Annotated in this window: 15 protein-coding genes, 2 tRNA genes, 2 pseudogenes and 2 CRISPR repeat arrays (1 of these 21 only partly in view); of the genes and pseudogenes, 15 read left to right on the plus strand and 4 right to left on the minus strand. The window is 70.1% G+C overall.

Translation table 11 applies throughout. The annotated features are described in order from the left end of the window. A complete protein-coding gene (locus tag ACZ6QQ_RS30280) occupies window positions 1-663 on the plus strand; it encodes a hypothetical protein (protein WP_465880905.1) in 663 nt (220 codons plus the stop codon). Between the two features lie 137 nt (window positions 664-800). Here the strand turns inward: ACZ6QQ_RS30280 and ACZ6QQ_RS30285 are convergent, their stop codons facing one another. After that, complete coding sequence (locus tag ACZ6QQ_RS30285) at window positions 801-1,298, minus strand: hypothetical protein (protein ID WP_465880906.1); 498 nt, start codon at window positions 1,296-1,298, stop codon at window positions 801-803. A gap of 525 nt (window positions 1,299-1,823) precedes the next feature. On the opposite strand from ACZ6QQ_RS30285, the gene ACZ6QQ_RS30290 reads away from it, so the two are divergent. The 3 genes from ACZ6QQ_RS30290 to ACZ6QQ_RS30300 all read left to right on the plus strand — a co-directional run bounded on the left by ACZ6QQ_RS30290 (window position 1,824) and on the right by ACZ6QQ_RS30300 (window position 8,161). After that, window positions 1,824-4,679: a PQQ-dependent sugar dehydrogenase gene (locus ACZ6QQ_RS30290; RefSeq protein ID WP_465880908.1), complete on the plus strand. Its 2,856-nt coding sequence runs from the start codon at window positions 1,824-1,826 to the stop codon at window positions 4,677-4,679. 85 nt (window positions 4,680-4,764) lie between these two features. Beyond that, window positions 4,765-6,891 carry a ThuA domain-containing protein gene (locus ACZ6QQ_RS30295; RefSeq protein ID WP_465880909.1) on the plus strand — a complete coding sequence of 709 codons (2,127 nt, stop codon included), beginning with the start codon at window positions 4,765-4,767 and terminating at the stop codon, window positions 6,889-6,891. A 262-nt stretch (window positions 6,892-7,153) separates the two neighbouring features. After that, window positions 7,154-8,161, plus strand: a complete 1,008-nt coding sequence (locus ACZ6QQ_RS30300) for a sugar phosphate isomerase/epimerase family protein (protein WP_465880911.1) — start codon at window positions 7,154-7,156, stop codon at window positions 8,159-8,161. 138 nt (window positions 8,162-8,299) lie between these two features. Here the strand turns inward: ACZ6QQ_RS30300 and ACZ6QQ_RS30305 are convergent, their stop codons facing one another. Next, entirely contained in the window at window positions 8,300-8,635 is a 336-nt protein-coding gene (locus ACZ6QQ_RS30305) for a hypothetical protein (protein ID WP_465880912.1), read from the minus strand. Window positions 8,636-8,895: 260 nt separating this feature from the next. Between ACZ6QQ_RS30305 and ACZ6QQ_RS30310 the strand changes: the two genes are divergently transcribed. The 4 genes from ACZ6QQ_RS30310 to ACZ6QQ_RS30325 all read left to right on the plus strand — a co-directional run bounded on the left by ACZ6QQ_RS30310 (window position 8,896) and on the right by ACZ6QQ_RS30325 (window position 12,668). Then, window positions 8,896-8,968, plus strand: a tRNA-Asn gene (locus ACZ6QQ_RS30310). Window positions 8,969-9,043: 75 nt separating this feature from the next. After that, window positions 9,044-11,203 carry an MMPL family transporter gene (locus ACZ6QQ_RS30315; protein WP_465880914.1) on the plus strand — a complete coding sequence of 720 codons (2,160 nt, stop codon included), beginning with the start codon at window positions 9,044-9,046 and terminating at the stop codon, window positions 11,201-11,203. Then, window positions 11,193-12,434 carry an NAD(P)/FAD-dependent oxidoreductase gene (locus ACZ6QQ_RS30320; protein WP_465880915.1) on the plus strand — a complete coding sequence of 414 codons (1,242 nt, stop codon included), beginning with the start codon at window positions 11,193-11,195 and terminating at the stop codon, window positions 12,432-12,434. The genes ACZ6QQ_RS30315 and ACZ6QQ_RS30320 overlap by 11 nt, the downstream gene beginning before the upstream one ends. A gap of 160 nt (window positions 12,435-12,594) precedes the next feature. Then, window positions 12,595-12,668: transfer RNA gene (locus ACZ6QQ_RS30325), tRNA-Ile, on the plus strand. A 314-nt stretch (window positions 12,669-12,982) separates the two neighbouring features. On the opposite strand, the pseudogene ACZ6QQ_RS30330 reads toward ACZ6QQ_RS30325, so the two are convergent. Both ACZ6QQ_RS30330 and ACZ6QQ_RS30335 read right to left on the minus strand, forming a co-directional pair. Next, window positions 12,983-13,319 (minus strand): annotated as a pseudogene (locus ACZ6QQ_RS30330) (transposase); the annotation flags it as partial. After that, window positions 13,211-13,465, minus strand: coding sequence for a hypothetical protein (locus ACZ6QQ_RS30335; RefSeq protein WP_465880953.1), 255 nt, complete (start codon window positions 13,463-13,465; stop codon window positions 13,211-13,213). The pseudogene ACZ6QQ_RS30330 and the gene ACZ6QQ_RS30335, both read right to left, overlap by 109 nt. 278 nt (window positions 13,466-13,743) lie before the next feature. Further along, window positions 13,744-14,865: direct repeats of the CRISPR family, unit length 36 nt; unit sequence GCCGCAGCTCCCACCGGAGCTGCCCTTCATTGAGGC. Between the two features lie 430 nt (window positions 14,866-15,295). Between ACZ6QQ_RS30335 and cas7g the strand changes: the two genes are divergently transcribed. From cas7g to cas2, 7 genes and pseudogenes are all read left to right on the plus strand, one after another. Next, a complete protein-coding gene (cas7g, locus tag ACZ6QQ_RS30340; RefSeq protein ID WP_465880916.1) occupies window positions 15,296-16,531 on the plus strand; it encodes a type I-G CRISPR-associated RAMP protein Csb1/Cas7g in 1,236 nt (411 codons plus the stop codon). Next, on the plus strand, window positions 16,528-18,045 hold the full coding sequence (gene csb2 / locus ACZ6QQ_RS30345; RefSeq protein WP_465880917.1) for a type I-G CRISPR-associated protein Csb2: 1,518 nt from the start codon (window positions 16,528-16,530) through the stop codon (window positions 18,043-18,045). The genes cas7g and csb2 overlap by 4 nt, the downstream gene beginning before the upstream one ends. Next, window positions 18,042-20,780, plus strand: a complete 2,739-nt coding sequence (gene cas3g / locus ACZ6QQ_RS30350) for a type I-G CRISPR-associated helicase/endonuclease Cas3g (RefSeq protein ID WP_465880918.1) — start codon at window positions 18,042-18,044, stop codon at window positions 20,778-20,780. The genes csb2 and cas3g overlap by 4 nt, the downstream gene beginning before the upstream one ends. Then, the gene (locus ACZ6QQ_RS30355) at window positions 20,777-21,823 is read left to right on the plus strand and encodes a hypothetical protein (protein WP_465880920.1); all 1,047 of its coding nucleotides are present in this window, start codon (window positions 20,777-20,779) and stop codon (window positions 21,821-21,823) included. Before cas3g ends, ACZ6QQ_RS30355 begins: the two co-directional genes overlap by 4 nt. Window positions 21,824-21,849: 26 nt before the next feature. Continuing rightward, window positions 21,850-22,251 carry a CRISPR-associated protein Cas4 gene (locus ACZ6QQ_RS30360; RefSeq protein WP_465880922.1) on the plus strand — a complete coding sequence of 134 codons (402 nt, stop codon included), beginning with the start codon at window positions 21,850-21,852 and terminating at the stop codon, window positions 22,249-22,251. Continuing rightward, window positions 22,179-23,413, plus strand: a pseudogene (cas1, locus tag ACZ6QQ_RS30365) (CRISPR-associated endonuclease Cas1). The gene ACZ6QQ_RS30360 and the pseudogene cas1 overlap by 73 nt, the downstream one beginning before the upstream one ends. Beyond that, on the plus strand, window positions 23,410-23,712 hold the full coding sequence (gene cas2, locus ACZ6QQ_RS30370) for a CRISPR-associated endonuclease Cas2 (protein WP_465880923.1): 303 nt from the start codon (window positions 23,410-23,412) through the stop codon (window positions 23,710-23,712). Before cas1 ends, cas2 begins: the two are co-directional and overlap by 4 nt. 184 nt (window positions 23,713-23,896) lie before the next feature. Further along, window positions 23,897-24,519: a CRISPR direct-repeat array (repeat unit 36 nt; unit sequence CCCGCAGCTCCCACCGGAGCTGCCCTTCATTGAGGC) (it continues 720 nt past the right edge of the window).

A 24,519-nucleotide genomic window follows, 5' to 3' on the forward strand; every position in this document is an offset into this window, starting at 1 on the left:
ATGATCACCAGACGTAATCTTCTGGGTGCCGCAGCCGGTGCCGGTGTGCTCGCGCTCGCGCCCGTCGTTCCGGCCCAGGCGGCCGGAAAGGGCGCGGGAGTCGGAAGGCGGGATCGATCCGCCAACGGTTGGCGGATCGATCCCGCCGCGATCGCCACCTACCGGGTCGAAGGGTCCGGCGCCTCGGTCGCGCTGCGGCAGGGCCAGGCCGCCACGGTACTGCTGCACCTCGCGCGCCGCTGGCACTACGAGATCGCCCCGCTCGATACCGGCGAGGGCGGGGGAATCACCGCCTACACCGCGAGCCGCGAGATCACCGCGGACTTCGAGTCCAACTACCTCTCCGGCACTGCCGTCGCGCTTCACCCCACCGCCTACCCACTGGGCGGCAGCGAGCGGCTGTGGCCCCATCATGAGGCGATCGTGCGGGACATCCTCGTGGACTGCGACGGCACGGTCGTCTGGGGCGGGGACCTGAGCCCGGTGAAGGCGTCGCACTTCCACCTCGTTGCCCGTCCCGGCGACAAGGCCCTGGCCCGCGTTGCCGCTCGGCTGGACACCGGCGTCCGGGTGGGGGAGCGGTCCCACATCGCCGGCAGGGTCGCCGACCCGTCGACCCCCGCGCGTCGCGACCTGGCCCGGCGCCTACCCCGTCCGCGTTGACCCGACGGTCGGAGCCGGCCGGGTAGCCAAGGCCGCCCGGTGCGGTGATCGGTGACAGCGCCGATGGCCGGGATCCCTCCACGTGAGCGGGGGTCCCGGCCATCGGATGCTGCCGGATGGCTCAGCTGGTCAACGGGTCAGTTGACGTACGGCCCACAGTCCCAGCTGCTGGGCTGAGAGGGTCCGGTGCCCCAGCAGGCACGGAATCGCTGGGGGGCGTTCTGAACCCAGGGCACGGTCGCGGTGTCGAAGGTACCGAAGTTGCCGTACTCGAGCTTCCTGGTCTGGGTGTGGGTGACCTGCCACCCGAAGCTGCCGTTCACCTGCCGTTCGATCTTTGCCCAGACCGGGATGCAGCAGTTGGGGTTGTTGTCCCAGACGATTCGGGCCCACCGGGTGGTGCAGGCCGAACCCCGTACGTGCGTGCTGATGTCTCCGTCCCAGTTGGCGCTGCCCGGGATCTCGCCCTCGTAGCAGGCCATCGGCGCTGCTGCCGATGCCGTGTGGTCGCTCACTCCCGCCGGTGGTGCGGCCTGCGCGGCCTGCTGCGTCACCGCCCCGCCCACTCCCACCGCGAGCGCCGCCGCGACCAGCGTCCGCATGACCAGCCCGGCTCGTCTGACCTTCACCGTCATCGTTCCCACTTCCTCACCTCTGTGTGTCGGGTCGTCGTGGACGGTAGGGGTGACGATCATCGGGTGGTCACCGTCAGGGCACCGCCGATCCCTCGTGCCAGGCGCGGGCCGGGCGGTGGCGGGGCGAGGCCGATCCGGCCGACCTCCGGCGTCCGATGTCGTGACGGTGAGGGTTTCGGGCCTGTCCCGGGGCCGGAGGGGAACGAAGTGTCTGCGTATGGTGCCTGGTCGGCAACTTTCCGTCGAGGTGAACGAAAGTTCTGGTTCGGCGCGCAGAAGGTATAGACACATCGGTAAGTAGTAATTAATGTCGTGTCCAGCGCAGAGTTGTTACGACGAGGTAAATCGGTGGCGCGGTCGACCCAACGACCGGCGACCCGGCGGACCCGGCGCGCAACAACAAGCGGCGGTCGCGGCCTGGTGGGAGTGGCGTCCCCCAGGTTGGTTCCACCCCCGCTACGGCATCTGGCGCGACGGCGCGCGCCCTTGCCTGGCAGTCATTCGGTCAGGAAGGGAAGCATGACCATGTCCAGAACAGATGGTCGGACCACGCCAAGCCTACGGAGGCGGGCAACCGCCGCCGCGCTGTTGCTGGTCGTGACCACCGCGCCGGCGGTACTCGGCACCGCGGCCCCGGCCCAGGCCCACGCCATCAACGCCGCCGACTTCCAGCAGGTCACCCTGGCCCGTGGCGCGGCCGAGGTCGGCGAACCGATGACGATCGCCGTACTGCCCGACCGCTCGGTCCTGCACACCGCCCGCAACGGCACGCTGCGGCGTACCGACGCGAACGGGAACACGGCCGTCGTCGGCACCCTGCCCGTCTACACCCACGACGAGGAAGGGCTCCAGGGCGTCGGCGTCGACCCCGGCTTCGCCAGCAACCGGTTCATCTACCTCTACTACGCCCCGCCGCTGTCCACCCCGGCCGGCGACGCCCCCGCCACCGGTACGAGTTGGACCGCCTGGCAGGGCGTGAACCGGCTGTCCCGGTTCACCGTCAACGCCGACTGGACGCTGAACATGGCCAGCCAGGTCAACGTCCTCGACGTCGCCGCCGACCGGGGCATGTGCTGCCACGTCGGTGGCGACATCGACTTCGACGCGGCCGGCAACCTCTACCTGTCCACCGGTGACGACTCCAACCCGTTCGACTCCGCCGGCTACTCGCCGATCGACGAGCGGACCAACCGCAACCCGGTGTACGACGCCCAGCGTTCCGCCGGCAACACCAACGACCTGCGCGGCAAGATCCTGCGGATCAAGGTGAACGCCAACGGGACGTACTCGATCCCGGCCGGCAACCTGTTCGCCCCCGGTACGGCGAACACCCGCCCCGAGATCTACGCGATGGGCTTCCGCAACCCGTTCCGGATGAGCGTGGACAAGGCCACCGGCTACGTCTACGTCGGCGACTACGGCCCGGACGCAGGCTCCACCAACGCCAACCGGGGACCGAGCGGACAGGTCGAGTTCAACCGGGTCACCTCGCCCGGCAACTACGGCTGGCCGTACTGCACCGGGACGAACACCAGCAGCGAGACGTACAACGAGTGGACCTTCCCGGACGGGCCCGGCGCGGCCAAGTACAACTGCACCGGCGGCCCGACCAACAACTCGTTCCGCAACACCGGCCAGACCACCCTGCCGCCCGCCCGCCCGTCCTGGATCCGGTACGCCGGTGACGCGGGCAGCCCGGCGGAGTTCGGCGGCGGCTCCGAGTCCCCGATGGGCGGCCCGGTCTACCGCTACAACGCGTCGAACCCCTCCACCACCAAGTTCCCGCAGTCCTTCGAGGGACAGTTCTTCGCCGGTGAGCTGGGCCGGGGCTGGATCAAGCCGATCCACGTCAACACCGACGGCTCGGTCGGCACGATCGACACCTTCCCCTGGGTCGGCAAGCAGGTCATGGACATGGCGTTCGGACCGGACGGCGCGCTCTACGTGCTCGACTACGGCACCGGCTACTTCAACGGCGACGCGAACTCGGCCCTGTACCGGTTCGACTACATCGCCGGTGGCAACCGGGCCCCGACCGCGGTCGCCTCGGCGAACCGGACCTCCGGCGCGGCCCCGCTCGCGGTCACCTTCTCCTCGGCCGGCTCGTCCGACCCCGAGGGCGGCGCGCTGACCTACTCGTGGGCGTTCGGTGACGGCACCACGTCGACGGCGGCGAACCCGACGAAGACGTACACCGCAAACGGCAACTACACCGCGACCCTGACCGTACGGGACCCGGCCGGCGCCACCGGCACGGCCAGCGTGGCGATCAGTGTCGGCAACACCGCCCCGGTGGTGACCATCAACACCCCGGCCAACGGGCAACTGGTCGCCTTCGGTGACGCGGTGCCGTTCCAGATCACGGTGACCGACCCGGAGGACGGGACGGTCGCCTGCTCGCGGGTCAAGATGACCTACGTGCTCGGCCACGACACCCACGGCCACCAGATCACCTCGGCCAACGGCTGCACCGGCACGATCACCATCCCGACCGACGGTGAGCACGACGACGCGGCGAACATCTTCCCGATCTTCGACGCCGAGTACACCGACAACGGCGGGCTGACCACGCACACCCAGCACATCCTCCAGCCCAAGCACCGGCAGGCCGAGCACTACAAGACCTCGTCCGGGATCGCCACGTACACCAAGACCCCGGCCGAGGGCGGTCGGACCGTCGGCGACATCAACAACGGTGACTGGATCGCGTTCGAGCCGTACCGGCTCGCCAACGCCACCTCGTTCAGCGCCCGCGTCTCCTCCGGCGGCGCCGGCGGCACCCTCCAGGTCCGGGCCGGCTCCGCGACCGGCACCGTGCTCGGCTCGGCGACCGTCCCGGTCACCGGCGGCTGGGAGACCTTCGTCAACGTCACCGGCACCATCACCAGCCCGCCAACCGGCACCACCACGCTCTACCTGACCTTCGCCGGCACCGGCACCGGGGCGCTCTACGACCTGGACGCCTTCACCTTCACCACCGGCACCGGTGGCGGCGGTGGCGGCACCGGCCCGATCAAGGGCCTGGCCGGCAAGTGCCTGGAGGTCGACGGCGGTGGCACCGCCGACGGCACCCAGATCCAGATCAACACCTGCACCGGTACGGCCCGGCAGACCTGGACCGTGCAGGGCCAGACCCTGCGGGCGTTGGGCAAGTGCCTGGACATCAACGGTGGCGGAACCGCCAACGGCACCAAGATCCAGCTCTGGACCTGCAACGGCACCGGTGCCCAGAACTGGGTCCCGCAGGCCGACGGCTCGCTGCGCAACCCGACCACGGCCAAGTGCCTGGACGTGTCGAACAACAGCTCCGCCGACGGCCAGGACGTGCACCTCTGGGAGTGCTTCCCCACCGCAGCCAACCAGAAGTGGACCCTCCCGTAACCCCACCGCCCTGATGTAGGGAAGGGCCCTTCCGATCGTTGTCCGACGGAAGGGCCCTTCCCGACTCGCCCTAGGGAGAGCACCGATGCGCAGACTCCTGCGACCCGTCCTCGGTACGGCCATGGCGGCGCTCGCCGTCATCGCCTGTACCACACCCGCCACCCCGGCCAGCGCCGCCGACGCCCCGTACGACGTGCTGGTCTTCTCCAAGACCGCAGGCTTCCGGCACGACTCGATAGCGGTCGGCACCCAGGCCATCCGCGAACTCGGCGCGGCGAACAACTTCACCGTCACCGCCACCGAGGACGCCGCCGCGTTCACCACCGCCAACCTCGCCCAGTACGAGGTCGTCGTCTTCCTCAACACCACCGGCGACGCGCTCAACGCCACCCAGCAGACCGCGTTCGAGTCCTACATCCGCAGCGGCAAGGGTTACGTCGGGGTGCACGCCGCCGCCGACACCGAGTACGACTGGTCGTTCTACGGCAACCTGGTCGGCGGGTACTTCGCCTCGCACCCGGCGATCCAGCAGGCCAACATCCGGGTCGAGAACCGGGCCACGGCGGCCACCGCCGCGCTGCCGCAGACCTGGACCCGTACCGACGAGTGGTACAACTACCGCACCAACCCCCGGTCCTCGGCGCGGGTGCTGGCCAACCTCGACGAGTCGTCGTACTCCGGCGGCGGCATGGGCGCCGACCACCCGATCTCCTGGTGCAAGACGTACGAGGGCGGCCGCTCGTTCTACACCGGCCTCGGCCACACCCAGTCGACGTACGCGGAGTCGGCGTTCCGGTCCCACCTGCTCGGCGGCATCCGGTACGCGGCCGGCACGACCAAGGCCGACTGCCGGCCCGAGAGCGGCTACACCGCCCTGTTCAACGGCTCCACCACCGGCTGGTCGCAGGCCGGACCGGGCAACTTCACCAACACCGACGCCACCCTCACCTCGGTCGGCGGGATGGGGCTGTACTGGTACAGCGCCAAGCAGTTCTCGTCGTACTCGCTGAAGCTGGACTGGCGGCTCGCCGGTGACGACAACTCCGGTGTCTTCATCGGCTTCCCGGCCTCGACCGACCCGTGGTCGGCGGTGGACAACGGGTACGAGATCCAGATCGACGCCACCGACGCGGCCGACCGCACCACCGGTGCCGTCTACACCTTCAAGTCGGCCGACATCGCCGCCCGTGACGCCGCGCTGAACCCGCCGGGGGAGTGGAACAACTACGAACTGCTGGTCGAGGGCGAGCGGCTGCGGATCTACCTCAACGGCGTACTGATCAACGACTTCACCAACACCAACCCGGTCCGCTCGCTGGCCGGCTACATCGGCCTGCAGAACCACGGGACCGGCGACGACGCGTCGTTCCGCAACGTCCGGATCAAGGAACTCGGCACCCCGCCGACGGACCCGCCGCCGGGCAGCAACACCACCGTCCAGGCCGAGACGTTCAGCTCGACCGGTGGCGTGCAGGTGGTCGGCAAGACCGGCGCCAACGGCGGCTCGACCATCGGGTTCATCGACAACGGCGACTGGGCCGCGTACAACGGGCAGAACCTGACCGGCGTCACCTCGTTCCGGTCCCGGGTCGTCTCCGGCGGCGCGGGCGGCACGATCCAGGTGCGTACCGGTTCGACCACCGGCCCGGTCCTCGGCTCGGTGGCGGTGCCGAACACCGGCGGCTGGAACACCTTCGCCGACGTCACCACCACCCTGACGAACGTCCCCGCGAGCACGCAGAACCTGTACCTGACCTTCACCGGCGGCGGTACCGGCCTGTTCGACGTGGACGACTTCACCCTGGTCCGCAGTGGTGGCTCGACGCCGGGCACCGGCGCGATCGTCGGCCTCGCCGGCAAGTGCCTGGAGATCGACGGCGGCGGCACCGCCGACGGCACCCAGGCCCAGATCAACACCTGCACCGGTACGCCCCGGCAGACCTGGACCGTGCAGGGCCAGACCCTGCGGACGCTGGGCAAGTGCCTGGACGTCAACGGCAGCGGCACCGCGAACGGCACCAAGATCCAGCTCTGGACCTGCAACGGCACCGGGGCGCAGAACTGGGTGGCCAACGCCGCCGACAGCTCGCTGCGCAACCCGGCGTCGGGCAAGTGCCTGGACGTGCTGAACGGCAGCTCCGCCGACGGCCAGAACGTGCACCTCTGGGACTGCCTCGGCGTCGCCAGCCAGCGCTGGACCCTTCCGGCCTGAGTGAGTGCGGAAGGGCCCCTCGTTGTCGAGGGGCCCTTCCACCATTCCGGGGGCGGGGCCTAGAGTGGCTCCTGGCGACCTTTGGAGACCACCGGTGAGCAGCGGGAGGCGCAACCCGCTCGCCCAGGGTGCGTACGCACGCACCGGTCCCGCCTCCACCGGTCCGCCGCACGCCCGGACCGGTCTCCCTCGCGCCCGTCCACGGACACCGCCGCCGCGGTGCCCGTCGGGAATCCCAGGTATCCAACAGGGGAGAAGGACAATGGCGCGACCCATCACGCTCTTCACCGGCCAGTGGGCCGACCTTCCGTTCGAGGAGGTCTGCCGGCTCGCCTCCGAGTGGGGCTACGACGGCCTGGAGATCGCCTGCTGGGGCGATCACTTCGAGGTCGACAAGGCGCTCGCCGACGAGTCGTACATCGAGCGCAAGAAGGAGACCCTGGCCAAGCACAACCTCCAGGTCTTCACGATCTCCAACCACCTGCTCAGCCAGGCGGTCTGCGACCACCCGATCGACGAGCGGCACCAGGGCATCCTGCCGGCCAGGATCTGGGGCGACGGCGAACCCGAGGGCGTCCGCCAGCGGGCCGCCGAGGAACTCAAGGACACCGCGCGGGCCGCGGCGAAGCTCGGGGTGAAGACGGTCGTCGGCTTCACCGGCTCGTCGATCTGGCACACCCTGGCCATGTTCCCGCCGGTCCCGCCGTCGATGATCGAGAAGGGGTACGAGGACTTCGCGAACCGGTTCAACCCGATCCTCGACGTCTTCGACGAGGTCGGCGTACGGTTCGCGCACGAGGTCCACCCCAGCGAGATCGCGTACGACTACTACACGACCAAGCGGACCCTGGAGGCGATCGGCCACCGGGAGGCGTTCGGGCTCAACTGGGACCCGTCGCACTTCGTCTGGCAGGAACTCGACCCGGTGAACTTCATCTACGACTTCGCCGACCGGATCTACCACGTCGACTGCAAGGACGCCAAGGTCCGCACCGGCGACGGGCGTCGCGGCCGGCTCGCGTCCCACCTGCCGTGGGCCGACGGGCGTCGGGGCTGGGACTTCGTCTCCACCGGCCACGGCGACGTGCCGTGGGAGGACAGCTTCCGCGCGCTGAACGCGATCGGCTACGACGGCCCGATCTCGATCGAGTGGGAGGACGCCGGCATGGACCGCCTCGTCGGCGCCCCCGAGGCGCTCCAGTTCGTCCGCCGGCTCGCCTTCGACGCACCCGCGGCGGCCTTCGATGCCGCCTTCGCCAGCAAGGACTGACCACCACCGTACGGATCCATCCGTACGCGGATCCATCCGCACGCCAGCGGGCCGGTCGCCATTCAGGCGGCCGGCCCGTGCCGTTCTTCCCCGGAGGGGATCCGTACCGTGCCGTTCCTCGGAGGAATCCGTGCCGGGTCAGAACGAGGCGCTGCCCGTTCCGCTGCCGGACGGGTTGTTCCGGGTCGGTGGGGTCGTCGTCGACCCGACGCCCGTGGAGGTCAACTCGGTGGTGCTGCCGTTCGTACCCGGGCTCAGCTTCTCGCCCAGCCGAGTGTGGCTCAGCCGATCCTTGCCTTCGGCATAGAGGCGGTTCGCCTGGGCCTGGGCGACCCCGGCCGCCTCCTGCACCGTCGGGTGGTCGAGGACCTTACGGCCCTTGATGACCAGTTCGTCGTACTTTTCCCGGCCGGCGCGGGCGCCTAGGACGAAACCCGCAGCCAGCCCGCCGATGAACCACAGCTTTCCGCGCATGGCGGCTCCCTTCGTGCCTGACGCGCCGTTGCGCCCCCCGAGGACCGGATGGGCAACCGCGTCGCGCTTGCGTCGTCTGTGCTCAGGTACCTACCCATCCTCCCGGAAGGTCATGCCTGTCCGCTGCAGGCGCGGCATTTTGCCTGGCTGCCGGTGTGGGCTGTTTCGCCGATAACCCCATAGCGCAGACCCCCGGGAAGTCCTGTACTCTTATGCCGTCGCGAGGCACCGGGGAGATCCAGTAACCCGGCAACTCACGATCCCCTGTAGCTCAATTGGCAGAGCAGCCGGCTGTTAACCGGCAGGTTATTGGTTCGAGTCCAATCGGGGGAGCTTTCCCCACAAACCCGCCCGCCGGCCCTGCCGGCGGGCATCGTCGTATCCGAGGAGATCCGGCGGGGGTGAACGATGAGGGGAATCCGCAACCGGACCGTCGGCACGGTGGTGGCCGTCGCGCTGGTGCTCGGCTGGTTGGCGGTCGCCGGGTTCGCCGGCCCGTACAGCGGACGGCTCGACGACGTCGCGAACAACGACAACGCCGCCTTCCTACCCGCGGACGCCGAGGCGACCCGGGCCGACCGGCTCGCCAGCGGCTTCGTCGACCGGCCGACCACCCCGGCACTGGTCGTCTACGAACGGACCAGCGGCATCACCGACGCCGACCGGCAACGGGTCGCCGCCGACGCCGACCGGTTCACCCGCGTCCCCGGCGTCATCACCCCGCTGCCCCCACCGGTGCCCAGCCAGGACGGCCAGGCGCTCCAGCTCATCGTCCCGATCGACTCCAGCGACGACGGCGGCGACCGGGTCCACCAGGCCGTCGACGCCATGCGGGACATCACCGGACCGGGCGCCGACGGCCTGCTCGTCGAGGTCGCCGGACCGGCCGGCCTGCTGGCCGACCTGACCGCCGTCTTCTCCTCGATCGACGGCCCACTGCTGCTGGTCACCCTCGTCGTGGTGCTGGTCATCCTGCTCATCGTCTACCGCAGCCCGGTGCTCTGGATCATCCCGCTGCTCGCCGCCGGAATCTCGTACGTGGTCGCCACCCTCGTCGTCTACGAACTCGCCGCCAACGACGTGATCAAACTCAACGGTCAGGCCCAGGGCATCCTCACCGTGCTCGTCTTCGGCGCCGGCACCGACTACGCGCTCCTGCTCATCGCCCGCTACCGGGAGGAACTGCACCACCACCCCCGTACGCTCGACGCCATGATCGCCGCCTGGCGCGGCGCCGGACCGGCCATCTTCGCCTCCGGCAGCACCGTCATCGCCGGCCTGCTCTGCCTGCTCCTGTCCGACCTCAACTCCAACCGCGCTCTCGGCCCGGTCACCGCCGTCGGCGTCGGCATCACCCTCATCGTCATGCTCACCTTCCTGCCGGCGCTGCTCCTGCTCGGCGGCCGGTGGGCGTTCTGGCCCCGGGTCCCGCACGCCGGCAGCACCGACCGCTCCGGCGGCCTGTGGCGGGCCACCGGCCGGTTCATCGGCCGCCGGGCCCGACTCGTCTGGCCGATCACCGCCGCCGCGCTCGTCGCCCTCGCCGCCGGCCTGACCCAACTCGGCGGCACCACCCTCGGCCAGGCCGACCTGTTCACCGAGCGGACCGACTCCGTCGACGGCCAGCACATCATCGACCGACACTTCCCCGGCGGGCTCGGCAGCCCCGCGATGATCTTCGTCGCCGAGGGCAGCGCCGACCGGGTCGCCGAGGTGGCCCGAGGCGTCCCCGGAGTCGTGCAGGTCCAACCGCTGACCGTCGCACCCGGCGAAGGCGGCCAGGCCGACCCCGCAGCCGGCCCACAGGCCCCGCCGAAGGTCGTCGACGGGCGGGTCCAACTGGAGGCGACCCTCGCCGAGGAGGCCGACAGCCTGGCGGCCCGCGACACCGTACGGCGGCTGCGGGTGGCCGTACACGCCGTACCCGACGCCGGGGCGGTGGTCGGCGGCTTCACCGCGATCAACATCGACACCAGCGACGCCGCCGACCGCGACCAGAACGTCATCATCCCCACCGTGCTCGGGGTGATCGCGGTCATCCTCGCCCTGCTGCTGCGCTCACTGGTCGCCCCGCTCCTGCTCATCATCACCGTGGTGCTCTCGTTCGCGGCCACCCTGGGGCTCTGCGCGGTGCTGTTCACCCACGGCTTCGACTTCCCCGGGGTGGACGCCTCGTTCCCGCTGTTCGCCTTCGTCTTCCTCGTCGCCCTCGGCGTCGACTACAACATCTTCCTGATGAGCCGGGTACGCGAGGAAGCCGTCAAGTACGGCACCCGCCAGGGCGTACTGCGCGGACTCTGCGTCACCGGCGGAGTGATCACCTCCGCCGGGTTCGTACTGGCCGCGACGTTCTCGGCGCTCGCCGTACTCCCGTTGGTGATCCTGGTGGAACTCGGCCTCGCGGTCGCCCTCGGCGTCCTCATCGACACCATCATCGTGCGCTCCCTGCTCGTCCCGGCCCTGGCCCACCACATCGGACCGGCGATCTGGTGGCCGAGCCGCCTCGCCCGCGCCGACCAGCCAGAACCGCCCGACGACACCGACTACCGCGCCCGCCATGCCCGCTGACACTGATGTGGTGATCGTCGGCGGTGGTCTCGCCGGACTCGCCGCCGCCCGCCGGCTGCACCGGGCCGGCATACCCTGGCTGCTCGTCGAGGCCGCCGACCGGCTCGGCGGCCGGGTCGCCACCGACCGCGTCGACGGCTACCTTCTCGACCGGGGCTTCCAAGTGCTCAACACCGGCTACCCCCGGCTCGGCACCCTGCTCGACCTCGACACCCTCAACCTCGGCTACTTCACCTCCGGAGTGCTGGTCCGCCGCAACGGACGCCTGCACCGGCTCACCAACCCGCTGCGCGACCCGATCGCCGCACCGTTGACGGCATCGGCCGACATCGGCACGCTGCGCGACCGGCTCCGACTCGCCGCCCTCGCGGCGAGCTGTGCCACCACGCCCGTGCACCGCCTGCTGGACGCCCCGGAGGTCAGCACCGAACAGGCCCTGCACCGGGCCGGGCTCTCCGACCGGATCATCGAAGAACTGCTCCGGCCGTTCCTCTCCGGCGTACTCGCCGACCGGGCCCTGGACACCTCCAGCCACGTCAGCGCCCTGATCGCCCGATCGTTCGTGCGGGGCAGAATCGGGGTACCGGCGGGCGGGATGGGGGAGCTGCCGGCGGCGGTGGCGGCGCCGCTGCCACGTACCCTGCTGCGACTCAACACCCCGGTCAGCACGATCGGCCCCGGCCTGGTCCGCACCCCGGACGGCGACCTCCGCTGCCGGGCCGTCCTCGTCGCCACCGATCCGGGTACGGCAACCCGCCTCCTGCCCGCCCTCGGTAACGTGCGGATGCGTGCCCTAACCACCTACTACCACTCGGCCGGCTCGCCACCGCTGGCCGAGCCGATCCTGCTGCTCGACGGCGACCGCCGGGAACTCGTGGCGAACACGGTGGTGATCAGCCGCGCCGCACCCACGTACGCCCCGCCGGGTCGGCACCTGATCGCCAGTTCCGTGGCCGGCCCCACCCCGCCGCCCGAGCCTGTCGTACGGGCCGAGCTCGGTCGGCTGTACGGCTGGCGGACCGACGACTGGGAGCATCTGACCACGGTGAGTCTGCCGGCCGCACTGCCGGCGGCTTTGCCGCTCAAGGGGCGGCTGCGGCAGCCGGTCGACCTCGGCGGCGGGGTGTTCGTCGCCGGTGACCATCGGGACAGCCCGTCGATCCAGGGCGCCCTGGCCAGCGGTTGGCGAGCCGGCGCCGCCGTCGTACGTCACCTGACGCTGGCCGTCTGAGCGTCCGACGCCGCGGCTGCGTGGGTCCGTACGGTGTCGGTCGGCGCTGTTATTCTCGGCGGTGCCGGCGCTGGTCCCGGCGGTCGTGGCGGGGGCTGTTGGGTGCCCGTCAGCGGTCGGCGGACGGCTCGGCACGCGGGTTACCATTCCCGCACCACCAGGGGCGGTAGCTCAGCAGGTTAGAGCAGAGGACTCATAATCCTTCGGTCGCGGGTTCGAGTCCCGCCCGCCCCACTCGAAGCGCGTACCGGTGACTGACCGTTGTCGTTGTCCTCGTCGGGTCGGGCGGGGCAACGTCGCCACGGTGGGATGTTGATCAGGGGTGCAAGATCTTCGTGCAAAGTGCCTGCTGGTCACTGCGCCAGGCGTTGCGGGCGCCGTGCCACGAGGAACTCGGTGACCGACTCGGATGTAGTTCCGCTGAGCCGGAGCTTGCGGGTGAGCTCGGCGAGCCGATGGCCGAGCCGTCTGGACGTGATGTCGGCCGAGCGAGCATCGGGATGAACTCGGCCGAGGCGTTGTCCCCACAGGCGGATCACCGCCGGCTACCGGTCGTCCCACTTGTCGGCCAGGTCGTCGAACGCGGCCCGGGCAGCGGCGGCGTTGACCAAGGTGCAGATCGGCTTAACGTGCCGTTTCAACTCGTCCCAGTGCCTGCGTGAGGTCAGCCGGAAGGTGTTATGGATGATGCGCGCGCATGATCGTGTGGGGCCACACGTCCGTGACCAGCTCGGTTAGGCCCTTGAGGCCGTCGTAGACGAGGAAGAATCCGTCCTTCACACCCCCGGTTGCACTGGTCGGTCAGTACGCTTATCCAGAATCTCGCGCCTCACCACCGGTGCCGGCCCGCAACCTGAGGATGTCCTTGTCCGCGTCGGGGGTGACCCGATCGCGGCGTAGCCGACCTCGCCGAGTTGGGTGGCGAGAATGCCCAGGCCGAGGCCGACCTCCAGCACGTTCGGCCGGGCGCACCCGGCGGTGAGACGGGTCGCGTGTTCGCGCATCAGATCCGCCTCGGCAAAGAGCATCATGCGGCTTGGGTACTGTGCGGAACAACCAGCGCCGGTCGCTCGACGTGGTGGGCCGCGGTCGTCCCGTCAGCGACCACGAGCCAGCAATCCTTTAGGCCGTCGCGAAGCCTCCGTTGTCCCGCCCGTGAGCGTGGACCTGTCGCGGGACGTTTGTCCAGGCAGCTGACCTTGTTACGCACCACGGTCGCAGTTCTGGGGCATGATCTTGACTGCGGGCGGCTCACCCTTCGCAGCGGAGCGGCTGGGACGCTGGTCAAGGGGGATAGGATTTCGACCCAGCCGCAGCTCCCACCGGAGCTGCCCTTCATTGAGGCGTTCGTGGGTCGGATCGGCGCGGCTACCGGGCAGGCCGCAGCTCCCACCGGAGCTGCCCTTCATTGAGGCGACCGTGACCGCTACGGCGGTCAACGTGACGGCGGCCGGGCCGCAGCTCCCACCGGAGCTGCCCTTCATTGAGGCGTGCGCCCAGTCGGCGATCGCCCGGGCCACCTGCTCCGCCGCAGCTCCCACCGGAGCTGCCCTTCATTGAGGCTCCCGGTCCGGTGGTGTCGCCCGTCCAACGAGTACGGCCGCCGCAGCTCCCACCGGAGCTGCCCTTCATTGAGGCAACGTCAACCTCCGCGCCTATTCCGACCGGTTCGAGCCGCAGCTCCCACCGGAGCTGCCCTTCATTGAGGCCAGGTCGCCGCCCGGCTGCTGATCCAGCTCCGCGCGCCGCAGCTCCCACCGGAGCTGCCCTTCATTGAGGCTCCGACCGGGCCGCCCCGGAGACCCACGTGATCGACGCCGCAGCTCCCACCGGAGCTGCCCTTCATTGAGGCTCCTCCGACGACTTCGGGTCCGCCGCCGCGTAGTACCCGCCGCAGCTCCCACCGGAGCTGCCCTTCATTGAGGCTGGACCCGGCGCGCGGGGAGCTGCTGCACGAGGAAGCCGCAGCTCCCACCGGAGCTGCCCTTCATGGAGGCGGAGCGGTGCGCGTGCGCGCGAATCCGATTGCGCGAGAGTGCCGCAGCTCCCACCGGAGCTGCCCTTCATTGAGGCATCACCAAGTCAGCCGCGGACTGCCACAAGACCGGCCGCAGCTCCCACCGGAGCTGCCCTTCATTGAGGCGGTGGCAATCAGCCCGACCGACCGGCACGAGGTGCACGCCGCAGCTCCCACCGGAGCTGCCCTTCATTGAGGCGAAATCGACCTGTCCACGTCCAACGCTAAGGCGCTGCCGCAGCTCCCACCGGAGCTGCCCTTCATTGAGGACCGTACGCGGGGTGGCGGCCGTACGACGGCGACGACCGCCGCAGCTCCCACCGGAGCTGCCTTTCATTGAGGCATGGTGCCGACGCACCTGGACCCGACGATCATCCTGCCGCAGCGCCCACCGGAGCTGCCCTTCATTGAGGCTGCACGGAGATCATGCCGGGGTAACGCTCGGTGGCTGGCCGCAGCTCCACCGGAGCTGCCCTTCATTGAGGCGACAAGCTGTCCCCGAAGGCCAAGCGGTTTGCTGCCCGACGTGTGGAGGCTGAAGGCCGCTACGCCTCAATGAAGGGCACTACGCCCTGCATCCTCAGTTTTACCAGGTCTTCAAGGTCGGCGAATCATGGGACGGTTATACACCCAGGTATCCCTCAGGGAGGGCTTGGCGCTCACCACCCGTCGTAGGTACGCGTGGACTTCCGTGCTCGTGCCTCCCACTGGGCGGCTCGAACCGACCGCACACTGAAGGCAGCTACGTAATTTGGAGGCGCGCGCCGGGGGTTTGGTGTGAATGCTGCCTGAAGAACAAAAAGGACAAGACGGCTCGATAGTTGAACACGCGAAAGGACGTCTGATGCGTTCGTTGGATCTTTCGACCCTGCTGGCTGCGGGGTCGCCGGGTGGGTCCAGCTGCCTAACGTCGACCACCCAACTGGAGCCGGCCGGTGGGCCGCACACATCTGTCGCGCCGGCCAAGTTCGCCGAGCGGGGCAAGAAGGGCGGTGTGTACGCGTACGAGCAGCGCTACCTCGGTGGCGAGAGCCGCTACGCGGTGATGATCGACTCCAAGCAGTCACAGCTCAACCGGGCCGAGCTGGCGCTGGCCCAGGCCATCGAGGACGGGCACCCGCTGCTGTCCCGTGTGCCGCATGTGCGGGTCACGTACGAGCGGGACGGCGCTGTCGAACACTTCTACGACCTCACGCTGCCACACCGGGTGTTCGACGGACATATTCGCGCTGGCTCGATCGGCGACCGGCCAACCACACAGACGGAGGCGTACCGGGCGGTCCGGGACGCGACCCCGGCCAACGCCCGGGCTCTGCTGGAGACGAGTCCGGTGACGTTGGTCTTCGGTGGGTGGGACTCGAGCCGGCGCAGCCGGCAGGGGCGCTGGCGGAGCGCGTTGGTCGGGGAAATCGTCGGTTTCGTCTCGGCCAGTCGTGACGCGACGGGTGGGCTGACGAAGCCCGAGCCGAGGCTGCGGGGCGGCGCGCGGGTCGACCCGGTTGGCATGCAGATCAACCTCGGCAAGAAGACGATGGCCGAGACGGCCGATCGGCAGCGGGCGGAGTTGAGTCCGACCACCTACGACGAGATCTTGAAGACGGCCAATGGGATCAGGTCCGGCGAGACGAAGTCGGCGTCCCCGCTCGGCCTCGGTGGTATCCCGCCGACGCTCGACCAGTTGGCCGGCGTCGCCTGCGACGCCATCATCCGTACGCATGTGTTGTCCTTTGCCACGCTGCGCCAGATGCGCTTCGGTGCCGGCGTCGAGGGCGACGCCGCATGCCGGGCGCTTCTGGCGGCGCTGGCACTCAACGCGCTCGCCCGCTCCGACGCGGAGCTCTACCTGCGGGCCAACTGCGACCTGGTCGAGGCGGCGCCGCAGAAGTTCAGGCTCGATCAGCGGGGCGGCGTGTTCCTCGACGTCGAGCCGCTCAGCATCGACGCGGCCGACCTGCTGCTCAGCGAGGCGCTCGCGCATGCCGAGAAGGTCGCCGACGTCACCTGGTCGGGTCTGGCGATGTGGGTCACCGGCAACCCGGACATCGTCTCCGGCGCGGTCGAGACGGACGAAAAGTCGTGAGCTTCGCCATCGTCGCCGAGCCTCTCCTCGGCGTCTACCGGGGGCACGTGGGCAGCGGTGAGCTTGATCCGCTGCCGTCACCGGCCCGCCTGTACGCGGCCCTGTTGTCCGCGGCGGCGCAGGGGGTCCGGGCGGTCTCCCACGGTGATGGGCTACAGCTCTGTGAGGCCGACCGTGACGCGTTGCGGTGGCTGGAGGCGAACCCGCCGGACGGCATCGCCGTGCCGGAGACGCTGCGCAACGGAGGTGTCGCGACGGCCTACCGGAAGGAGGGTTTGGTCGTCAAGGAGGGCCGCAACCCGTTGTCGGAAAAGCTTGTCGGCAAGCCAGCGTTGAGTGGCGTTGCGGTGGCCGGGCGGTTCGCGTGGACGTGGGACCAGGATCCGCCCGGGCCGGTGGCCACCGCGTTGGCCGAGTTGTGTCCCGAGGTGCCGTACCTGGGGACCAGCGAGTCACCGGTGCGGCTCGCGGTGGCGGACGCCGAACCGACTCACCGCCTCGACCGCGACGCCGACCTGTTCACCGGGGAGGGCCTGGACCTCGCGGTGGCGACCACCGGTCGCCTGGAGGCGCTCGAGGCGGCGCACCGCGAGGCGTCGGTGGCGCCGCCGTTGAAGGCCGATGCGCACCGGTCGAGTGAGAGGACCGGGCCGCCGCCGGTTGTGACGGCTGGCATCGAACTAGGCCGGTACGCCCGGCCGGAGCCGCCGCCCCCGCCGACACCGTGGACGTCGGTGCTGGTCTTCCGGGTCGACCGACCCATCCCGCCGCAGCAGCGGGTCCGGTGCGCGGTGGCAGTACACCGCGCGCTCATCGACCTCGTCGGCGACGGCGCACCCGCAATCCTGACCGGCGCCTACGAGTCGGGGGCGCCGCGTCCCAGCAACCGGTGTGCGATCCAGTTCCTCGGCCCCGACGCGCCGCATGTCGGCGGTACGGCGCTGGCTCTGCTGCTGCCACGCGAGGCGAGCGACGTCGAGGGCACCCTGATCAGGATGGCGGTGCAGCGGCTGAGGCGGGTCCGGGTCGCCGCCGGCCCGTTCAACCTCGGGCCACCGGTGGAGGTCCCGGCCGACGAGTTCTGGCCGGAGCCGCCCGCTGGCACCGAACGGTGGTGGCAGACCGAGCCGGTCGCCGTGCCCGACAGCCGGCCGCCGCGTGGCGGCCGCTGGTCCCTCGCCGACGCCGCCGCGCTGTCGGTCGCGCTGGCCTGGCGGCACGAGATCTCCGCACCGGGCCGAGGCGACGCGCGTTACCGGGCGCTGGCCGAGGCTGCCGCCGGGCGCGGGGTCCGGGTCGAGTCGGCGGTACGGGTGATGGACGGCGACGTCGGTCGCTACGTACACAAGGTGAACCCAGATACGGTGATCCAGCCGTACCGCGCGGTGCTGAGCCTCGGTGACCTGGCCGGCCCCCGGACGATCGCGGCGATCGGGCAGAGCCGGCACCTGGGCGGTGGTCTGCTCGTGCCGAGAGACCTGCCGTCCGCCATCGCGCGGAGGCTGGCCCGGTGAGCCTCGACCGCGCCGACTTCGGCGCCTTCTTCGCTGCGGTCCGTGGGGGACATCGGCCGTTCCGGTGGCAGGAGCGGCTGCTCGACCACATTCTGAGTACCGGACGTTGGCCGGACCAGCTCGTCGCGCCGACCGGGGCGGGCAAGACGAGCGTCATCGACGTACACGTGTTCGCGGTGGCGCTGATGGCCTCCGGTCACCCGGTCCGGGTGCCGCGTCGGCTGGCGCTGGTCGTCGACCGCCGGGCCCTTGTCGACGACCAGCACGAGCACGCGACCTTCGTCGCGAACCAGCTGGCGGATGCCCGCGGAGGTGAGAACGTCCTCGCCCGGGTGGCCGACGCGCTTCACTCACTGTCGGCTACCCGGAACGGCCCGGCCCGCCCTGCGCTGTCGACGGCGCTGCTGCGAGGGGGCGCACCCCCAGCCCGAGATTGGCTGGACGACCCAGTCGGCTGCGTCGTGCTCTGCGCCACGCCCGACATGTGGGGCTCGCGCCTGCTGCTGTCCGGCTACGGGTCGCGGGCACAGGCGTGGCCCCGCGAGGCCGGCCTGCTCGCGTACGACACCGTCGCCGTCGTCGACGAAGCGCACCTGTCCCAGCAGTTGGTGACCACGGCCCGCCGGGTCACCGAGCTGGCCGCGGTCGCCGATGAGCCGCTCGACGTACCGGTCCTCCAGGTTGTCGAAACCACCGCCACGCCTCGCGCCGACGCCGGTGTGGCGATCGGCGTCGAACCGGACGATCTGGACGTGGACGAGCCGCTGCGGCAACGGCTGACCACGCCCAAACCCGTCACCCTGCTGCCACTCACCTCCTGGCCGATCCCGCTCAACGGCCCTGCCCGCAAGGCGGGCGTCACGGCGTTGGCGGCCGAGGCGGTGCGGCTGCGCCAGGAGTACGGCCCGACGGTCGGGTGCTTCGTCAACACCGTCGCGGTCGCCGCCGCCGTCACCGAGGAGCTGCGGGCGCGTGGCATGACGACCGAGCTGGTCTGCGGGCGGCTGCGGCCGTACGACGTTGCCCGTCTGAGGCCACCGAAGTCGACGCTGCTCAGCATCGCCGGTGACCGGGCGGTCGACGTCCTGGTGAGTACCCAGAGCCTGGAGGTCGGAGTCGACCTCGACCTGGCCGCCGCCGTCACGGAGCTGGCCCCCGGTGGGGCCATCGCCCAGCGCGCCGGCCGGGTCAACCGGCTCGGGCTGCGCGCCACGACGGTCTCCGTGGTCGTACCGGCAGCCGAGTTGCCCGCCGGGGCTCAGTCCGGGCCGTACCAGCGTGAAGACCTGGTGGCGGCCCACGCCTGGCTGGTGGAGCGGCAGTCCGATCCGGCCGGCCTGGCGCCGTGGGCGCTGCGCGAGTCTCGACCGCCGGTCCCGGCGCTGAAGCGGGACCTGCTCCAGCGTCTGGAACTGGCCCAGGCGTGGCATCTCGCTCGAACCAGCGACGACCTCGCCGCCCCCCAGGACGACCTCGACCTGTGGCTCTCCGACGACCTTGACGAGGCCGACCATGAGATCGGTCTCGTCGTCCGGCGCGCGCTGCCGGACGACGAGACCGAAGCCGTGCAGCTGATTGAGGTGCTGCCTCCTCGCGAGCACGAGGTGTTTCCGGTCTCGATCCGGCAGGCGGCGAAAATCCGGGAACGTCTGAAGCCGGGCTCGGTGCTGGTCCGGCCGGGCGACGACGCACCGCGCCCGCTGGCCGACGGAGATCGGCTCCGGCCCGGCGACCAGCTCGTCATCGACGACAGCACCGAGCTGTTCACCGCCGGGGTCGTCGACCCAGACGGCAACGAGCGGGTCGACGACGTGCTTGACGCGCTCGCCGACCCGAAGCCAGGCGACGTCGTGCTCCGGATCGAGCGCGACGCCGCCGTTCACCGCCGGCTCCTCGACGCCGTTGCCGTCGCGACCGACTACCCGGCCGAGCCCGACCCACTGGAGATCGCCCGGCTGCTCCGCGTGCACAGTGAGAAGCTGGCGCCGCGACCGATGGTGGCAGCGGCGGCCGACCTGCTCGACCGGGCGGAGGACGAGCCGGCCGGGGCAGAGGTGACCGTCCGCTGGCAGGAATCCGACGACGGCGAGGCGGAACTCGTCCGGCTGATCGTGGTCGACCTCCGCAAGGCGACCGCGGACGCGGAGCTGCGGCAGGAGTGGACCCCGCGCCGTAGGCCCGTCGCGCTGCGGCGGCACGCCGAAGCCGTGGCGAGGCGGTCCGAGGCCGTCGCCACCCGGCTCGGCCTCGACACCGAGCTGGTGGAGACGCTGCGCCTCGCGGGCCTCCACCACGACGATGGGAAGGCGGACGACAGATTCCAGCGCTTGTTGCGTGCCGGTGCTGGCAACGGGGAACCGCTGGCCAAGAGCGGGGTGCGAGACGCGCGGACGAGCCGGCGGCGCCGTCAGTCTTCGGGCCTGCCGACTGGCTGGCGGCACGAGCAGTTCTCCGTTGTCCGCGCCTGGCCAGAACTGGCCGCTCTGGATGAGACACGCCGGGACCTGGTGGCTCGGCTGATCGGCACGAGCCACGGGCACGGCCGGCACGGCTTCCCACACACGAGCGCACAGTTGGTGGACAGCCCCGGCGAAATCGCCACCACGCTGTACGACGAGGGCTTGTGGGACGAGCTGATCGAACGTACACATATCCGTTGGGGGGTGTGGGGCTGCGCCTACCTAGAGGCGCTGCTCCGCGCGGCCGACGGGCAGGTATCGGCGGAGGGGTCATGACCGACTTCGTACTGGCGACCGCCCAATCGACGACGATGCTGTCGCACATGGCACTGTACGGGCTCGCGGCAATCGTCGAGCACGGCGGCCTGGAGGGCGTTCGACTTCGGTGGACCGGTGGCATGGCGCCCCGACCGGTGCTCAGCGCGCCGCAGGCCACGCCGGAGACGATCGGCGAGATCGTACGCAGGCACGCGGCCCGGCACGACGAGCCGGAGAGTTGGCCGAGCCGGAAAATCAGCGAAGACGAGCAGCGAGCGCTGATGAGTCCGCGAATCAGCGTCATCACCACTGGCGAGGACTGGTGCTCACTCCAGGACCGCCGGCACGACGTGCTCGACCGGCTCACCGCCGCGCGGGCGTTACTCGATCTCCGGCTGATCGCCGCGCTGGGAGAGCCGAGCTACTGGCGACGGAACCGACAGGGCCAGCGACTCCAGGACGACGGCGCCAGCCGGCTGGAGATGCAGCCCCGCAACCAGGGCTCCGAGTTCGTCGGCAACCGGATCCGCCCACTTGCCGCGGCGGTCGCCGCCCGCACCGCCGCGGCAGTCAGCGACGGACTGCTCGGCCGCAGCGTCCGCGACGAGATCGGCAAGGACGCACCAACCAGCCGTACGCCTACCGGGTTCGCCTCGCCGGGGCCGACGGACAACGCGCTGGCCTGGTGCGCCCTGTGGGGCATCTCGCAGTTCCCCATCGCCCAGAACACAAACAAGTTCGCCGAGGCGACTGGGCACATTGGGCGGGGGACATCCGGCTACTTCTACGTACCCGTCTGGGATGGTCAGTGGCGAACCGCCCGGCACCGTACGATCCTCGCGAGCAGGCAGCTAGCCCAGTTCGCGAGGACCGGACTCTCTCCGAACGACCTCGGCCGAGCTGCGGACGACGACGCGTCGAGCGGTGAGGTCGCCCGTCAATGGTTGGCAAGCCGGGGCGTCACCGCGGTCGTACGCTTCCCGGTGCATCGGTTCGGTAGCGACAGCGCACCCGAACGTCGGGCCATGCTCGGTGAGCTACTCAAGACCGGTCGCCGTTGATGCACGAACTGATTCCGATCAGCCTGGTGGCACATCAGGCATTCTGCCCGCGTCGAGCCTGGTTGGAAGCGGTGGGTGAGACGACCGACACGCACCAGATGGCGATCGGCACCGAGGCGCACGCGCCGGCCGACGATCCGACCGGGTCGCGATCCCGGCGCTATCGTGCCGTCGATGTGATCAGCCACGACCTCGGTGTGATCGGGCGCTGCGACACCGTCGAGCTCGACGAGAACGCCGCAATGACGGTCATCGAGCACAAGGCCACCCCGGTCCGCCGCCGACCCGAGGTCACCGAACCGATGCGGATCCAGGTCGCGCTCCTGGCCGGCGCGCTGGCCGACATGGGCTACCCGTGGCGGGGCAGGCCATCTACTTCACCAACCACCGCACCCGGGTCGACGTACCCATCACCGCGGAAGACATGACGCTCGCGCGGGAGACCGTCGTGGCCACCGCGCGTACCCTCGCCGCCGAGGAGGCACCGCCTCCACTCGAAGACGACCGGCGTTGCTCCCGCTGCTCGCACATCACGGTCTGCCTTCCCGACGAACGCCCACTCACGTCCGTGACTCGCCGGATTGTCGTGGCTGACCCTGATACGCAGGTGCTGCACCTGACCACGCCGGGCTCACGGGCGTACGTCGCCCGCGGGCGTATCGAGGTCAGCAAGAGCGGCGACAAGCTCGGCACCTTTCCGATCGAACGTGTGCAGGGCGTGGTGGTGCACGGCAACGTCGACCTCTCCAGCGGCCTCATCCGGGAGCTGTTGTGGCGCAGCCTGTCCGTCGTGTGGTGCACAAGCTCAGGTCGGGTCACCGGATGGGCCAGGGCGGCGCAAGGGCCCAACGGCGGCCCGCGACTGCTCCAACATGTCGCCTCATACAACGGGCGCATCGACCTGGCCCGGCAGTTCGTCTCGGCAAAGGTCGCCAACCAGGCGACGCTGCTGCGCCGGCACGGTGACGCTCCGACCGCAGTGGCCCGGCTGCGGGAGCTGCAACGGGAAGCCCTGGTGGCGCCGTCATTGACCGACCTTTTCGGTATCGAGGGCGACGCCGCGGCGCGCTACTTCGAGCATTTCCTGACCATGCTCCGGCCGAGAGTGGTAACGGCGGAAGGGCTGACCTTCTCTGTACGGACAAGACGTCCGGCCCGTGACCCTCTCAACGCCGCGTTGAATCTCTGCTACGGTCTGCTGACTGCCGACGCCCTGCGGGCCGTCGTCGCCTGCGGTCTTGACCCGCACGCCGGCTTCCTGCACAGCAGCGGACGCAACAAACCAGCGCTGGCCTGGACCTGGTCGAGGAGTTCCGGGCCCCGGTAGCCGATTCGGTCGTCATCAACGCATTCAACAACGGCGAAATCCGCGCCCGAGACTTCTCGACCGTTCTCGGGACAACCCGTATCGGCGAGCGTGGGCGCAAGGCACTCATCGCCGGCTACGAGCGCCGCGTCACCGGCACCTTCCGTCACCCCATCTTCGGGTACGACGTGACATGGCGGCGCGCGATGGAGATCCAGGCACGACTTGTCCTGGGAGTCATCGACGGGACACAGCCCCGGTACCAGGGCATCAAAGTCCGATGAGCCTGGACGACGTCCGGCGCTACCTCATCGCGTACGACATCTCCGATGATGTCCGCCGAACGAGGGTGGCCAAGAAGCTCGAATCGTACGGCGACCGTGTGCAGTACAGCGTGTTCATCGTGGATGCCCGCCCGGCGAAGCTTTTGCGGCTTCGTACCCAGCTCGTCGACCTGATCGAGCAGGGTACAGATTCTGTTCTTTTCTGCGATTTGGGTACTCTGCGGGACAACCAACGTCGGTCGCTCGACGTGGTGGGCCGCAGTCGCACCATCACCGGTCACGGACCAGCCATTCTTTAGACCGTCGGCGAAGCCTTCGTCGTCCCGCCCGTAAGCGGGCACCCGTCGCGGGATGTTTGTCCAGCCAGAGCGCCTTGTTGAGCGCCACGAACGCAGCTCTGGGGCATCATCTCGACCACGGGGAGCTCACCCTTCGCGGCGAAGCGGCTGGGACGCTGGTCAAGGGGGATAGAATTTTGACCCTCCCGCAGCTCCCACCGGAGCTGCCCTTCATTGAGGCGTCTTCGGGCTGATGCCCTGCCCGTCGACGCCGCCCCCCGCAGCTCCCACCGGAGCTGCCCTTCATTGAGGCTTCATCGTCATGCCGAGCCGGTCGATGACGTAGTAGCCCGCAGCTCCCACCGGAGCTGCCCTTCATTGAGGCGGTGGCCGCGCCCTTGAGCCCGGTGCCCACGGCGGCCCGCAGCTCCCACCGGAGCTGCCCTTCATTGAGGCCTCAACCATCTCAAGTAGCGTAACGTCACTTTTGTCCTGCCCCGCAGCTCCCACCGGAGCTGCCCTTCATTGAGGCGTGCACCACGACTCGCGCAGCCCGCTGCCGGTCACACCCCCGCAGCTCCCACCGGAGCTGCCCTTCATTGAGGCTCGACCGCGACGACGCTGCCGGTGGCGCCGCCCGTGCCCGCAGCTCCCACCGGAGCTGCCCTTCATTGAGGCTTGTCGGCCGCAGCCACCACCGGCAGCGCGTTGCTGCCCGCAGCTCCCACCGGAGCTGCCCTTCATTGAGGCCGACCATCGCGCCCGGACACCGCTACCTCCGGCACCCGCAGCTCCCACCGGAGCTGCCCTTCATTGAGGCGCCGAAGC

The sequence above is a fragment of the Micromonospora sp. NPDC049529 genome, from assembly GCF_055586685.1.

What these genes read in the sequence shown, in the direction of transcription:
- ACZ6QQ_RS30280 (WP_465880905.1), top strand. Translation starts at nt 1, where the DNA reads ATGATCACCAGACGTAATCTTCTGGGTGCCGCAGCCGGTGCCGGTGTG.
- ACZ6QQ_RS30285 (WP_465880906.1), bottom strand. Translation starts at nt 1,298, where the DNA reads ATGACGGTGAAGGTCAGACGAGCCGGGCTGGTCATGCGGACGCTGGTC.
- ACZ6QQ_RS30290 (WP_465880908.1), top strand. Translation starts at nt 1,824, where the DNA reads ATGTCCAGAACAGATGGTCGGACCACGCCAAGCCTACGGAGGCGGGCA.
- ACZ6QQ_RS30295 (WP_465880909.1), top strand. Translation starts at nt 4,765, where the DNA reads ATGCGCAGACTCCTGCGACCCGTCCTCGGTACGGCCATGGCGGCGCTC.
- ACZ6QQ_RS30300 (WP_465880911.1), top strand. Translation starts at nt 7,154, where the DNA reads ATGGCGCGACCCATCACGCTCTTCACCGGCCAGTGGGCCGACCTTCCG.
- ACZ6QQ_RS30305 (WP_465880912.1), bottom strand. Translation starts at nt 8,635, where the DNA reads ATGCGCGGAAAGCTGTGGTTCATCGGCGGGCTGGCTGCGGGTTTCGTC.
- ACZ6QQ_RS30315 (WP_465880914.1), top strand. Translation starts at nt 9,044, where the DNA reads ATGAGGGGAATCCGCAACCGGACCGTCGGCACGGTGGTGGCCGTCGCG.
- ACZ6QQ_RS30320 (WP_465880915.1), top strand. Translation starts at nt 11,193, where the DNA reads ATGCCCGCTGACACTGATGTGGTGATCGTCGGCGGTGGTCTCGCCGGA.
- ACZ6QQ_RS30335 (WP_465880953.1), bottom strand. Translation starts at nt 13,465, where the DNA reads ATGATGCTCTTTGCCGAGGCGGATCTGATGCGCGAACACGCGACCCGT.
- cas7g (WP_465880916.1), top strand. Translation starts at nt 15,296, where the DNA reads ATGCGTTCGTTGGATCTTTCGACCCTGCTGGCTGCGGGGTCGCCGGGT.
- ACZ6QQ_RS30355 (WP_465880920.1), top strand. Translation starts at nt 20,777, where the DNA reads ATGACCGACTTCGTACTGGCGACCGCCCAATCGACGACGATGCTGTCG.
- cas2 (WP_465880923.1), top strand. Translation starts at nt 23,410, where the DNA reads ATGAGCCTGGACGACGTCCGGCGCTACCTCATCGCGTACGACATCTCC.